Source organism: Massilia sp. ST3, from assembly GCF_018119405.1.
Lineage (GTDB): Bacteria > Pseudomonadota > Gammaproteobacteria > Burkholderiales > Burkholderiaceae_D > Telluria.
In genome coordinates this window covers 47,488-60,657 of sequence record NZ_JAGPWC010000007.1, presented here as the reverse complement: position 1 = coordinate 60,657, position 13,170 = coordinate 47,488, and the positions used below count along the sequence as shown (strand labels likewise).

General features: G+C 64.4%; 11 protein-coding genes. 9 read left to right on the top strand and 2 right to left on the bottom strand.

The features are described from left to right. Positions 1-70 precede the first annotated feature (70 nt). The gene (cphA, locus tag KBW98_RS04005) at positions 71-2,653 is read left to right on the top strand and encodes a cyanophycin synthetase (RefSeq protein WP_211518842.1); all 2,583 of its coding nucleotides are present in this window, start codon (positions 71-73) and stop codon (positions 2,651-2,653) included. A gap of 72 nt (positions 2,654-2,725) precedes the next feature. Next, entirely contained in the window at positions 2,726-3,514 is a 789-nt protein-coding gene (locus tag KBW98_RS04000; protein ID WP_211518841.1) for a MaoC/PaaZ C-terminal domain-containing protein, read from the top strand. Here KBW98_RS04000 and KBW98_RS03995 read toward each other — a convergent pair. Beyond that, positions 3,511-4,095, bottom strand: a complete 585-nt coding sequence (locus tag KBW98_RS03995; protein WP_373888900.1) for a PEP-CTERM sorting domain-containing protein — start codon at positions 4,093-4,095, stop codon at positions 3,511-3,513. The genes KBW98_RS04000 and KBW98_RS03995 overlap by 4 nt on opposite strands. A 672-nt stretch (positions 4,096-4,767) precedes the next feature. Here KBW98_RS03995 and KBW98_RS03990 point away from each other — a divergent pair. From KBW98_RS03990 to KBW98_RS03975, 4 genes are all read left to right on the top strand, one after another. After that, positions 4,768-4,926 (top strand): hypothetical protein, encoded by a 159-nt coding sequence (locus tag KBW98_RS03990; RefSeq protein WP_211518839.1) that lies wholly within the window; start codon positions 4,768-4,770, stop codon positions 4,924-4,926. Between the two features lie 60 nt (positions 4,927-4,986). Then, complete coding sequence (locus tag KBW98_RS03985; protein WP_211518838.1) at positions 4,987-6,042, top strand: rhomboid family intramembrane serine protease; 1,056 nt, start codon at positions 4,987-4,989, stop codon at positions 6,040-6,042. Positions 6,043-6,505: 463 nt separating this feature from the next. Further along, positions 6,506-9,163, top strand: a complete 2,658-nt coding sequence (gene mutS, locus KBW98_RS03980) for a DNA mismatch repair protein MutS (protein WP_211518837.1) — start codon at positions 6,506-6,508, stop codon at positions 9,161-9,163. Beyond that, the gene (locus tag KBW98_RS03975) at positions 9,163-10,137 is read left to right on the top strand and encodes a hypothetical protein (protein WP_211518836.1); all 975 of its coding nucleotides are present in this window, start codon (positions 9,163-9,165) and stop codon (positions 10,135-10,137) included. The genes mutS and KBW98_RS03975 overlap by 1 nt, the downstream gene beginning before the upstream one ends. 212 nt (positions 10,138-10,349) lie before the next feature. On the opposite strand, the gene KBW98_RS03970 is transcribed toward KBW98_RS03975, so the two are convergent. Next, on the bottom strand, positions 10,350-10,892 hold the full coding sequence (locus KBW98_RS03970) for a peptidylprolyl isomerase (protein WP_211518835.1): 543 nt from the start codon (positions 10,890-10,892) through the stop codon (positions 10,350-10,352). 78 nt (positions 10,893-10,970) lie between these two features. Between KBW98_RS03970 and KBW98_RS03965 the strand changes: the two genes are divergently transcribed. The 3 genes from KBW98_RS03965 (at position 10,971) to KBW98_RS24180 (ending at position 13,134) form a co-directional block, all read left to right on the top strand. Next, positions 10,971-12,092, top strand: coding sequence for a cupin domain-containing protein (locus KBW98_RS03965; protein ID WP_211518834.1), 1,122 nt, complete (start codon positions 10,971-10,973; stop codon positions 12,090-12,092). 20 nt (positions 12,093-12,112) lie between these two features. Then, the gene (locus tag KBW98_RS03960; protein ID WP_211518833.1) at positions 12,113-12,592 is read left to right on the top strand and encodes a hypothetical protein; all 480 of its coding nucleotides are present in this window, start codon (positions 12,113-12,115) and stop codon (positions 12,590-12,592) included. 266 nt (positions 12,593-12,858) lie between these two features. Further along, complete coding sequence (locus tag KBW98_RS24180; RefSeq protein WP_373888898.1) at positions 12,859-13,134, top strand: hypothetical protein; 276 nt, start codon at positions 12,859-12,861, stop codon at positions 13,132-13,134. Positions 13,135-13,170 lie beyond the last annotated feature (36 nt).

The following is a 13,170-nucleotide window of genomic DNA, read 5'->3' as shown; positions in this document are numbered from 1 at the left end:
CCGGCAGGCGCCGGGCCCTGGTGTCCGCCTTGGCCCCGGCCGGGGCGGCCCGCGAAAGGACTGACGGTTTATGGAAGTATCACGCGTACGGGCCCTGCGTGGCCCCAATCTCTGGAGCCACCACACTTCGGTCGAGGCGATCGTCTCGTGCACCCCTAGTGAGGAATCGATCGGCGCCCTGTCCGGCTTCGAACAGCGCCTGCGCGCGCGCTTCCCCCGCATCGGCCAGCTGCAGCCGATGGGCCACGACGACACCGTCCCCATGGCGCAGGTGCTCGAACACGCGGCCCTGGCCCTGCAGGCCGAAGCCGGCTGCCCGGTGACCTTCAGCCGCACCACCGCCACCCTGGAACGCGGCATCTACCAGGTGGTGGTCGAGTACAGCGAGGAAGAGGTCGGCCGCCTGGCGCTGGAGCTGGCCCAGGAACTGATCAAGGCCACCGCCGCCGACCAGCCCTTCGACCTGGCCGGCGCCCTGGCGCGCCTGCGCGAACTGGACGAGGACGTGCGCCTTGGCCCGTCGACCGGCGCCATCGTGCAGGCCGCGGTCGCCCGCAACATCCCCTTCCGCCGCCTGACCGAAGGCAGCCTGGTCATGTTCGGCTGGGGCAGCCGCCAGCGCCGCATCCAGGCCGCCGAGATCGATGCCACCGGCGCCATCGCCGAATCGATCGCGCAGGACAAGGAACTGAGCAAGAAGCTGCTGGACGCCGCCGGCGTGCCGGTGCCGCACGGCCGCACCGTGCTCGATCCCGAAGACGCCTGGGCCGCCGCACAGGAAATCGGCCTGCCGGTCGTGATCAAGCCGAAGGACGGCAACCAGGGCAAGGGCGTGACCGTCAACGTCACCACCAAGGAACAGCTGACGGCCGGCTTCCACGCGGCTTCCGAATTCCGCGATGACATCATGGTCGAACGCTACCTGCCGGGCCACGACTACCGCCTGCTCGTCATCGGCGACAAGCTGGTGGCCGCCGCCCGCCGCGACCCGCCGCAGGTGGTGGGCGACGGCAAGCAGACCGTGCGCCAGCTGGTGGAGCAGGTCAACCGCGACCCGCGCCGCGGCGACGGCCATGCCACCTCGCTGACCAAGATCCGCTTCGACGACATCGCCCTGGCCACCCTGAGCAAACAGGGCCTGGACGCCGACTCGGTGCCGGCCGAAGGACAGCGCGTGGTCCTGCGCAACAACGCCAACCTGTCGACCGGCGGCTCGGCCACCGACGTCACCGACGACGTGCATCCGGAAGTCGCGGCGCGCGCCATCGCCGCCGCCCACATGGTGGGCCTGGACATCTGCGGCGTCGACCTGGTGTGCGACAGCGTGCTCAAACCCATCGAGGAACTGCACGGCGGCATCGTCGAAGTCAACGCCGCCCCCGGCCTGCGCATGCACTTGTCGCCTTCGTTCGGCAAGAGCCGCCCGATCGGCGAAGCCATCATGGACACCCTGTACGCCCCTGGCGACGACGGCCGCATCCCGGTAGTGGCCGTGACCGGCACCAACGGCAAGACCACCACCGTGCGCCTGATCGCCCACTTGCTGACCGCATCGGGCCTGCGCACTGGCATGACCAACACCGACGGCGTCTACATCGAAGGCCGCCGCATCGACAGCGGCGACTGCAGCGGCCCGCGCAGCGCGCGCAACGTGCTGCTGCACCCGGACGTGGACGCGGCCGTGTTCGAGACCGCGCGCGGCGGCCTGCTGCGCGAAGGCCTGGCTTTCGACCGCTGCCAGGTGGCGGTGGTGACCAACATCGGCGCAGGCGACCACCTGGGCCTGAACTACATCACCACGCTCGAGGACCTGGCGGTCCTCAAGCGCGTGATCGTGCAGAACGTGGCCGACAAGGGCATGGCGGTGCTGAACGCCGCCGACCCGGTGGTGGCGGCGATGGCCGAAGTCACCCGCGGCGACATCACCTTCTTCGCCCAGGACATCGGCAACCCGATCATGTCGATGCACCGCGCCCAGGGCCGCCGCGTCGTCTTCGTCGAGGACGGCCACCTGGTCTGCGCCCAGGGCAAGCAGCAGGAACGCATCGCGCTGAGCGAGGTGCCGATCACCCGCAACGGCGCGGTCGGCTTCCAGGTCGAGAACGTGATGGCCTCGGTGGCCGCCGCCTGGGCGGTGGGCACCTCGTGGGAATCGATCCGCGGCGGCCTCAAGACCTTCGTGGGCGAGAGCGACAACGCGCCCGGCCGCTTCAACGTGTTCGAGTACAAGGGCGCGACCGTGATCGCCGACTACGGCCACAACCCGGATGCGATCGCCGCGCTGAGCACCGCCGTGCAAGGCATGCCGGCCAAGCGCCGCTCGGTGGTGATCAGCGGCGCCGGCGACCGCCGCGACCAGGACATCTCGCAGCAGACCGAGATCCTGGGCAAGGTGTTCGACGACGTGCTGCTCTACCAGGACCAGTGCCAGCGCGGCCGCGCCGATGGCGAAGTGCTCGCGCTGCTGCGCAAGGGCCTGGATGGCGCCACCCGCACCACCCACGTCGAGGAAATCAACGGCGAGTTCGTCGCCATCGACCGCGCGCTGTCGCGCCTGGAGGCGGGCGATTTGTGCCTGATCCTGATCGACCAGGTTGACGAAGCCCTGGCCCACATCGCCAAGCGCATCGGCGAGGCCAAGCAGGCGGCGTGAATAGCCTGACGGGAGCGGGTCGGGTATCCTGGCCGGATGACTCATCCGCTCCTTCCTCCCTTTGGCCCGCGCATGCTCTTGCGCGCGCTGTTCAAGCGTCCCTCTCGCCACGCCGGCGCTGACATCGGCGCCATCTACATCCTTCCCCATATCGACCAGGCCCATGTGCGGCGCTACAACGCGGCCTTCGGGTTCGCGGGCGACGCCGTGCCCCTGCCCTTCCTCTACCTGCTGGCGCAGCGCGCCCAGCTGGCCACGATGCTGGACCGTCCGACGCTATTCAAGATTCCGGGGCTGATCCACGTCGAGAATACGCTTTCCATGCACGGACCCATCGATCCGGCGCGGCCGCTGGCGATCAGCACGGAGGTGCGCATGCAGCCGCCCGCGGCCAATGGCGCGATTCACTGCCTGCTCGAGACGCGCGCCTTCGATGGCGAACGGCTCGCGTTCGCGTGCAGCAGCAATTACCTGGTCAAGCGGGGCAGGAAAACCGAAGGCAAGTCACCGGCGGGCGAGGCACCGTCCGGGCAGCCCCTGGGCCGCTGGACGCTTGCCATGGACGCGGGCCGGCGCTATGCGGCGCTGTCGGGCGACTGGAATCCGATCCATTTGTGGCCGTGGTCGGCGCGCCTGATGGGCATGCGCGCGCCCATCATCCACGGCGCGCACAGCATGGCGAAAGCCTGCGCCTTGCTGCAGCAGGCATCGGGGCGGACCGTGGAAACGGTCTGGTGCCGCTTCCGCACCCCCGTAGCGCTTGGGGAAGAGCTGGTGCTGATTGCGGGTAGCGCCGAAGGAGAATTCGCGGCCCTGTGCAAGGACCACGTAGCGATGGAAGGCCGCGCCGGTTTCGCTTAAGGACGGCGGCGGCGCGCCGCGGCGAGTCCCGCCAGGCCAAGGGCCAGCAGGCCCAGCGAAGCCGGCTCAGGCACCGGGACCGGATCGTCCGCGCCATTGGTGGTGACGATCAGCTGCGAGGAATAGTATTCCAATGGATCCTGGCGGTTGGTGTCGCCGATGTACAGCGTCCACAGGCCGAACATGTCCAGGCCGTCGAAGTCGCTCAGCATGCCGACCGGACGGAAGCTGCCCGCCTGCACCTGCGCGCCGCGCGCCGCGCCTTCGTCGTCGAAGGTGACCGATACCTGTCCGGCGCCGACGCTGCCCTGGGTATAGGTGCCCTGCGATACCAGGTCGACCGTCACGCCGCCCGGGCTGGTCAGGCGCAGGACGATCTCGTTTTCGTAGGGGGTGCCGGTGCCGACGCAAGCGCCGCCCGCCGCGCCCAGCACCGGGTTGTCGCACTTGGCGAAGGACACTAGGATGTTCAGGTCGGCGATGCTGCCATGGCTGGTCACGTCCAGCGTCCGCAGGCCGTTGGTATTGTCGAACAGCCCATAGGTGTTGTCGGCCGCGACGACGCCGGCATGGGCGTTCACCAAGCAAGAGCTCAATGTGAGCCAGCCGAGCATTTTGATTACATGACGTTTCATTTGGTCCCCCGTTCGATCGTAACTTAAAGCAACAATCACGCCAAGCAACAAAAAGTACATGAAATCAATAACCTAGGTCAACACCCGTTCACCAATAGCAACTTTATGTAAAAAATTCCGACATTCATGCCTCAGGCACCTGGAGTGAACTCCATCATCGCAAAGTGTCGGCCGAGAGGCGTGCTAGGGCCGTATCGACAACCGGTCGACCACTTCCGACATTCCAAGGCGCGCCACGCCGACGCGGGGGTTCATCATCGGCCCGCTTGAGTACAGCACTGTGAGAAAGCATGTACTCGGGAAGCACTGATTTATTCATGGCGGCGGCCTCGGCCACGAGAAAATGCGCCCAGCGGCGTTGCAAATCCTCGCGATACCACCTGGTATCGCTCCGGTTTGTGCCCTGCCGGGCGCCTTTTTCGTGACCGATTCCTACGCGCCAGATAAATCAGTGCTTCCCTGGCGCGATGAGACAACATGTATAAAAAAGAAAGATTGACAGAAGAGCATAATAATATTCGGCATAAGTAATTTTCCAATAACTCTACACAAGCTTCCCGATGCGAACTATTATTCTCCTGCAGCAACCACTTATAACCTCTTATTGGAGACAGCATCGTGCAAGAACTGAACACTAACGAAATTGAAATGGCAAGCGGTGGTAAACTCAGCTGGGACGAGGGCGCAACCCTGATTCTGGCACTCGGAGCAATGGGTGGCCCCGCCACTTTCGCATTCGGCTTCCCGATCGCAGCCGCAATGTTTTACCTGAGCTAATAAGTCTCATACCGGCCTGACACTTGCTCAGGCCGAGTATTGCAACCACAAGTCTGACCTATGGATCGAATCAATCTTGAAGCATCGATGGAAGAAGACAGGCGGTGGTCTTATGTTCGCCCGCCTTCGAATAAAGTAAAATTCGGCGAGCGAGGACTTGCAAAGGAGTTGAGACACTGGCATTGCTTTGATCCGATTCTCGTTTCCGCCCCCGACGCTTCTGGATTTGTTCCGGCAATTTGCCTGCCTGAGTTGTCGCGAAAGCTACACCGCGGCATGCTTCTCCAGCATAAAGCCATTATGCTGATTCTAGCGGTCTCAATCGCATTCATCGGCATGCTGCTGCTGTTCGGCGCGGGCAATGTCGTGAAATTGCGGCAGTTATTGCTTGCTAGCGCTGTATGTTTCGCGTTTTTCTCTTCGGACTACTTCCTGACACTTCGCTCCTTGAAATCGACCCAAGAGCGGTCGATGTTCGTGACTTACATCTATCACCGTCCGAAGCACGTACTTTTTCCATTGATAGCGCTTATGCTGGCTTGCGGCGGCATCCAGATATTCTTGCAAGCAGACGCCAGCGGACTGGAGCCCCTTTTGTACGAGTACGGCCTGGTATTCTCCCGGGCTTCCGATGGCGAGTACTGGCGTTTTATCAGCGGGCCGATGCTGCATTCTGGATGGGCACATTGGGTGGGTAATTTTATCGCACTTTTCATTGCCGGGGCCGTCGCCAGCGCCATCGGCCGACGTACGCTGGTTTTTCATTTCTTTGCATACGTTATTGTATCCGCGCTCGCCGTGAGCGCACTTCCAGACAGCGTTAGACCGGATGCTTTCTTAGGGCTTTCTGGGGGAATTTTTGGACTATTCGGATGGATCGGCGGAGTTTCGCTCAGGACCCCCGAAGATTTTCCAGAACGATTCGCACTATTCGCCATTTCCTTCTCCATTTTGTCCGTCATATTAAGTATTCTGCTTAGTGCGAACAGTAGCAATACGGCACATCTGGTTGGACTGGGAACAGGTTTGGTAGTGGGGCTGACAAAATCAGGGCTGAATTCTCATTTTACTGCCTGGAAATTGATGGACCGGCCCGCCCCATTGAGGAAACGCTGAGCAAGCAGGCCGGCTGCCAAGTTGCATGGACGGCCTTGCATACCATCCATCGTCGATTGCCCGCGACGCTCCAGAAAAGCACTCGTGATCCCGCCCGTTCGGGCACTTCGATCATCAAGATCGAGAGTTTCTCGTCCTTTGACGATACGAGGATGGAGTGTGCAAGCCTTGCCGGCCACTTTTCTCCATTGCCAATGCCATCCGCAGAATCGGTCACGAAAAAGGCGGCCGGCGAGACCTCGCCGGCCGCACACAAACCGGAGCGATACCCCGTGGTATCGCGGGGATTTGCAACGCCGCTTCGCGCATTTCCTCGCGGCCGAGGCGGCCGCCATGAATAAATCAATGCTTCCCTAGTGTCACACGGAAACCAGCATAGGTTTTTTGCAGCATGCGGCCGAGTCGAACGCGGTAAAATGGCAAGCCTTGGCCACACCCGCCCCGCCGTACCGAATTCGACAACATGAACGCCCCCACTGAGATCAACGCAGCCGCCCTCAAGCACAGCGCGACCGAAAAACACACCCCGATGATGCAGCAATACCTGCGCATCAAGGCCGACTACCCGACCATGCTGGTGTTCTACCGCATGGGCGATTTCTACGAACTGTTCTTCGAGGACGCCGAGAAAGCGGCGCGGGTCCTGGGCATCACTCTCACCGCGCGCGGCGCCTCTGGCGGCAATCCGATCAAGATGGCCGGCGTGCCCTTCCATTCGCTGGACGGCTACCTGGCCAAGCTGGTCAAGCTGGGCGAATCCTGCGCGATCTGCGAGCAGATCGGCGACCCGGCCCTGAGCAAGGGCCCGGTCGAGCGCAAGGTGGTGCGCGTGGTCACGCCCGGCACCCTGACCGATTCCGACCTGCTGCCCGAAAAAGCCGAGCGTCCGCTGCTGGCCCTCTACCTGTTCAAGGAGCGCAAGACCGTCACCGCCGGCCTGGCCTGGCTGTCGCTGGCCAGCGGCGCGCTGCGCCTGATGGAATTCTCGGGCGAGCAGCGCACCGTCGAGCAGCGCCTGGCGCACGAGCTGGAGCGCATCGCGCCGGCCGAGATCCTGCGCGCCGACGGCGCGGAACTGTTCGACGAGCCGCCGGTGTGCCACACCCAGCGCGTGCCGGAGTGGCACTTCGACGTGGTCAAGGGCCACCAGGCCCTGCTCGAGCAGCTGGGCGTCGCCACCCTTACCGGCTTCGGCGCGGACGGCCTGGGCGCCGCCTTCGGCGCGGCCGGCGCGCTGCTGCGCTATGCGCTGTCGACCCAGGGCCGCGGCCTGCAGCACGTGCGCAGCCTGACCTGTGAGCAGGAAAACGAATACATCGGCCTGGATGCCGCCACCCGCCGCAACCTGGAGCTGACCGAGACCATCCGCGGCCAGGAGTCGCCGACCCTGTTCTCGCTGCTCGACGGCTGCCGCACCGCGATGGGATCGCGCCTGCTGCGCCACTGGCTGCACCATGCGCGCCGCGACCAGGGCGTGGCCCGTACGCGCCACCAGGCCATCGAATCGCTGGCCCAGGCCGACGCCTGCGGCGGCCTGTCCGCCACCCTGGCCCAGGTGCCGGACATCGAACGCATCACCACGCGCATCGCCCTGCTGTCGGCGCGCCCGCGCGACCTGGCCAGCCTGCGCGACGGCCTGCAGCAGCTGCCGGCCTTGCGCCAGCAGGTGGCGCGCTGCTTCATCCCCGGCGACTCCTGCCTGCTGCGCGAGATCCACGATGATCTCGCCACGCCCGAGGCCTGCCTCGACCTGGTGATGCGCGCCATCATGGAAGAACCCGCGGCGATGGTGCGTGACGGCGGCGTGTTCGCACGCGGCTTCGACGCCGAGCTGGACGAGCTGCGCGCGCTGTCCGAGAACGCCGGCCAGTTCCTGGTCGACCTCGAAACGCGCGAGCGCGCCCGCACCGGCATCGCCAACCTGCGCGTCGAGTACAACAAGGTGCACGGCTTCTACATCGAGGTCACCAACGGCCAGGCCGACAAGGTGCCCGACGACTACCGCCGCCGCCAGACCCTCAAGAACTGCGAACGCTACATCACGCCGGAACTCAAGGCCTTCGAGGACAAGGCCTTGTCGGCCCAGGACCGCGCGCTGGCGCGCGAGAAGCTGCTGTACGACCAGCTTCTGAACGACCTGGCCCCGCACATCGGCTGCCTGCAGACCATCGCGCGCGGCCTGGCCCAGATCGACACCCTCGTGGCGCTCGCCAGCCATGCGCTGCGCAACAACTGGTGCGCGCCGCAGCTGGTGAGCGAGCCTTGCCTGACCATCGTCGAAGGCCGCCACCCGGTGGTGGAGAACCAGATCGAGCGCTTCATCGCCAACGACTGCCGCCTGTCGAACGACCGCCGCCTGCTGCTGATCACCGGCCCGAACATGGGCGGTAAATCGACCTTCATGCGCCAGGTGGCCCTGATCACCCTGCTCGCCTACGTCGGCAGCTACGTGCCGGCGACCAGTGCGACCATCGGCCCGATCGACCGCATCTTCACCCGCATCGGCGCCAGCGACGACCTGGCCAACGGCCGCTCGACCTTCATGGTGGAGATGACCGAATCGGCCGCCATCCTCAACGGCGCCACCGAGCATTCGCTGGTGCTGATGGACGAAGTCGGCCGCGGCACCTCGACCTTCGACGGCCTGGCCCTGGCCTGGGCCATCGCGCGCCACCTGATCGAATCGAGCCGCAGCTTCACCCTGTTCGCGACCCACTACTTCGAGCTGACCCAGCTGCCCGAGACCCACTCGAGCGCGGTCAACGTGCACCTGTCGGCGGTGGAGCACAAGGACAGCATCGTGTTCCTGCACGCGGTGCAGGAAGGCCCGGCCTCGCAAAGCTACGGGCTGCAGGTGGCCCAGCTGGCGGGCGTGCCGCCCGCCGTGATCAAGGCCGCGCGCAAGCACCTGGCGCGCCTCGAGGCCCAGGCGCTGGACACCACGCCCCAGCTCGACCTGTTTGCGGCCCCAGGCGAGGATGTCGAAGACAGCGCGCCCGACACGCTCGCGCCGCCGGCCGACGACGGCTTGCGCGATGCGCTGGCGGCGATCGATCCGGATGCGCTGACCCCGCGCGAAGCGCTCGAACGCCTCTACGAGCTCAAGCGCCTCGCCGCCTGATGCCGATACCCCGCCTGTCGATCCTTCTCTCCTCCCTGCTCGCCGCGCTGCTGCTCGCAGCGCCGGCAGCGGCGCGCGAGAAGAAGAATGCAAAGGACGAGACGGCGCACGAATTCGCCTTCGTCGGCAACAGCGCGGCCAAACTGACCGGAGACCAAGGCGAAGACCGCCTCAAGCGCGCGCTGAAGGAGACCTCGGAAAAGTCGCTGGACTTCGTGGTCCTCACCGGCATCAAGGGCGACAAGGAAAGCTGCGGCGACCGCCTGTACCAGAAGCGGCGCGACCTGATCGAGGGCGCGCGGCGTCCGGTGATCGTCTCATTGGCCGGCAGCGACTGGACCGGCTGCCGCAACTCGCTTGGGCGCACCAATGCCATCGAACGCCTGAACCGGCTGCGCGAACTGCTCTACGGCGAGGCCACTTCGCTGGGCGAGGACAAGCTGCCCGTTTCGCGCCTGTCCACCAGCCCGCGCTTCCGCAGCTATGCGGAGAACGCGCATTGGCAGGTGGGCAAGGTGGTGTACGCCACCATCAACCTCCCCGCCGGCAACAACCACTTCCTGCCCGCGGCGGGGCGCAACAGCGAATACGAAGACCGCATGGTGGCCAACCGCTTCTGGCTGAACCGCCTGTTCGCGATCGCGCGCAACGAGAAGGCGGAAGCCCTGGTGCTGTTCGCCGAGGGCGACGCCAGGCCGCTGCTGCAAGAAGAAGCCAAGGGATTGCGCGGGCTGCTGCGCCGCGAGCCGGCGGTGCAGGACGGGTTCGCCGAGACGCGGCGCCAGATCCAGGCGCGGGCGGGCAAGTTCAAGGGCAAGGTGCTGCTGGTCGACAGCGGCGCGCTCAAGGGCAAGCAGCCGGTGATCGAATGGCGGGGGAACCTGGGGCAGCTTTCGGTTGGGGAGAAGGCTGTGGAGGTGAAGGTGTCGTCGAAGGACGGGGCGGTGTTCAGTGTGGGTGACGCGAAGCGGTAGTCGTTGAGGCTCGCGGCTGCTCAAGCAAACTTGGGTCCCCGCCTTCGCGGGGATGACGGTCTTGGGGCGGGTGGCCTGAAGCAAACGTAAGCTTGAGGCCCGCGCCCTAAAAACGTCATCCCCGCGCAGGCGGGGACCCAAGTTCGTATCTAACCGTTAGCGTGAACCGCAGCCCGTCCCCGTGAACGGAACAAGCCGCAATTCACCAAGCATCACTGCAGCGGCTGGCTACGGAAGTGATCGCCCTCTTCGCTGTCTTCCATCTCTTCATGGCCGTGGTGATGGCCATGCGGGCCATGCACGTGGCCGTGCTGCACTTCTTCCGCGGTCGCGGCGCGCACGTCGACCACCGACAGCTCGAAACGCAGCGCCATGCCGGCCAGCGGGTGGTTGCCGTCCAGGACGACCTTGTCTTCGGCGATCTCGGTCACGGTGAAGATGGTCGGCTCTTCGTCGGCGCCTTCGGCCATGCCTTCGAACTGCATGCCGACTTCGATCGGCTCCGGCAGGCGGTTGCGCTCTTCGACTTTCACCAGCGCGGGATCATAGTCGCCAAATGCGTCTTCCGGTTCCACCTGGATCGTGGACGAATAGCCCGCTTCCTTGCCGTCGAGCTCTTCTTCGATCTTCGGCAGGGTATTTTCATAGCCGCCGTGCAGGTAGACCATCGGCTGCGAACCTTCTTCGATCAGGTTGTTCTGCGCGTCCGACAGTTTGTAGTTCACCGTCACGACCGTATCCTTGGCAATCTTCATCGCACATCCTTTCGTTGTAAGGTGCGGATTATACCCCTAGCCGCGGATACCGCCCCGCTCCGATGGTTATAATGGCGCATGAAAAAATTACAGCTTCTTGGGGATATTACTCCCGCTCAGTTCTTGCGCGATTACTGGCACAAGAAACCCCTCCTCATCCGCCAGGCCATCCCTGGTTTCAAGCCTTTGCTCAAGTTCGACAAGCTGGCCGAGCTGGCTCGCCTCAACCATGTCGAGTCGCGCCTGGTCACCCAGCGCGGCGGCCAGTGGGACATGCAGCATGGCCCGCTGGCCGAGCTGCCGGACCGCGGCGAAGCCGGCTGGACCATGCTGGTCCAGGGCGCCAACCTCTACGACGAGCGCGCCGACGAACTGCTGCGCCAGTTCCGCTTCGTGCCGGATGCCCGCCTGGACGACCTGATGATCAGCTACGCCAGCGACGGCGGCGGCGTCGGTCCCCACTTCGATTCCTACGACGTGTTCCTGCTGCAGGCCCAGGGCAAGCGCCGCTGGCGCATCGGCGCCCAACAGGACCTGAGCCTGGTCGAAGGCCTGCCGCTCAAGATCCTGGCCAACTTCGAGCCGGAAGAGGAATTCGTGCTGGAGCCGGGCGACATGCTCTACCTGCCGCCGCACTACGCCCATGACGGCGTGGCCGAGGGCGAATGCATGACCTATTCGATCGGCTTCCGCTCGCCTTCCTTCCAGGAACTGGGCGAGGCCTTCCTGCAGTTCATGGCCGACTCGATCGACCTGCCCGGCCGCTATGCCGATCCGGGACTGCAGCCGGCCAAGAACCCGGCCGAGATCCCGCGCGAGATGCTGGCCAGCGTCACCGAGGAGCTCAATAAAGTGCGCTGGGACGAGGAAGACGTGACCATCTTCCTGGGCGAATACATGTCCGAGCCCAAGCACAACGTGTTCTTCACCGGCCCGGCCAAGCCGCTGGTCGTGGGCCGCTTCATGGAAGCGGCGGCCAAGCGTGGCGTGAAACTGTCGAGCAAGAGCCTGATGCTCTACCGCGGCAAGCACGTCTTCATCAACGGCGAATCCTTCGCCGTCGGCCGCGCCGACAAGGCGGTGCTGGACGCGCTGGCCAACGAACGCCGCCTGAGCGGCGCCCAGTTCGAGGGCGCCACCGACGACGTGCTGGAAGCCCTGTACACCTGGTACCAGGACGGCTGGCTCGAACTCGGCTGAGTGGCCGGCCAGGGAGCACCATGGACGAACCGCTCACCTTCCGCTTCGACACCCGCCGCGAGTGCGAGGCGCAGTTCCGCGCCTGCCTGGCGGCGTCGAGCACGCTGCTGGAGCTGTTCGATCCGGATTTCGACGTCTTTCCCTTGGGCGCGCCGGACGTGGACGCCACCCTGCGCGCCTTCCTGGCGGACGGCGGCCGGCTGCGCCTGGCGCTGCACGATCCTGCCCACATCGAGCGCCACTACCCGCGCTTCCTGCGCCTGCTGCGCGACTACGGCCACCTGTGCGAATGCCGCCAGACTCCACGCGGCCTGCGCGTGCTGACGGATTCCTTCTGCATCGGGGACGGCAGGCACGTGGTGCGGCGCTTCCACAGTGATCACCTGCGCGGCGAAGCGGTCTTCCATTCGGAGGAGGCCTGTGACGTGCCGGAGCACCGTTTCGCTGCCATTTGGGAAGAATCCCGGGTCGTACTGCAGCCGAGCATCACCGGCCTATAGACCAGAAAATTGCTTAAAAAACAGCGATTTCGCCCGCGGTTGCATCTTGTAACAATATGAAGCTTAACTCTTCATAAAATACTTTCACTGCGGCATGAGTTCGCTATTGCGATTCAGTAAATTTGGCTATAATATCAGGTCAGGAAGGTTCCGTTGCCTATATGGCAGTATTGCTATTTTTGAAGCACGAGAATTCCGCCGAGCAATAATTACCGGTAATTATTATTCGCAACAAGCAGTACTACTTTTAGAAATTAAGGAAAATCATGAAAAAATCCCTGCTGATCGTTTCCCTGATGGCTGTTGCTCTGGCTGCTTGCAGCAAGAAAGAAGAAGCACCGGCAACCCCGGCAACCACCGAAGCTCCGGTCGCCGCTCCGGCTGACACCGCTGCTGCTCCGGCCGCTCCGGCTGCTGACGCTGCTGTCGCTCCGGCTGCTGACGCTGCCGCTGCTGCTTCGCAAGCTGCTTCGGCTGCTGCTGACTCGGCTGCTGCCGCTTCGGCTGCTGCTTCGACCGCTGCTGAAGCTGCCAAGCAGTAATCAGAATTTTTCTGATTCGAAGAACCGGCCTGCGGG

What these genes read in the sequence shown, in the direction of transcription:
- KBW98_RS03970 (WP_211518835.1), bottom strand. Translation starts at nt 10,892, where the DNA reads ATGAAGATTGCCAAGGATACGGTCGTGACGGTGAACTACAAACTGTCG.
- KBW98_RS24180 (WP_373888898.1), top strand. Translation starts at nt 12,859, where the DNA reads ATGAAAAAATCCCTGCTGATCGTTTCCCTGATGGCTGTTGCTCTGGCT.
- mutS (WP_211518837.1), top strand. Translation starts at nt 6,506, where the DNA reads ATGAACGCCCCCACTGAGATCAACGCAGCCGCCCTCAAGCACAGCGCG.
- KBW98_RS03960 (WP_211518833.1), top strand. Translation starts at nt 12,113, where the DNA reads ATGGACGAACCGCTCACCTTCCGCTTCGACACCCGCCGCGAGTGCGAG.
- KBW98_RS03975 (WP_211518836.1), top strand. Translation starts at nt 9,163, where the DNA reads ATGCCGATACCCCGCCTGTCGATCCTTCTCTCCTCCCTGCTCGCCGCG.
- KBW98_RS03965 (WP_211518834.1), top strand. Translation starts at nt 10,971, where the DNA reads ATGAAAAAATTACAGCTTCTTGGGGATATTACTCCCGCTCAGTTCTTG.
- KBW98_RS04000 (WP_211518841.1), top strand. Translation starts at nt 2,726, where the DNA reads ATGCTCTTGCGCGCGCTGTTCAAGCGTCCCTCTCGCCACGCCGGCGCT.
- KBW98_RS03985 (WP_211518838.1), top strand. Translation starts at nt 4,987, where the DNA reads ATGGATCGAATCAATCTTGAAGCATCGATGGAAGAAGACAGGCGGTGG.
- cphA (WP_211518842.1), top strand. Translation starts at nt 71, where the DNA reads ATGGAAGTATCACGCGTACGGGCCCTGCGTGGCCCCAATCTCTGGAGC.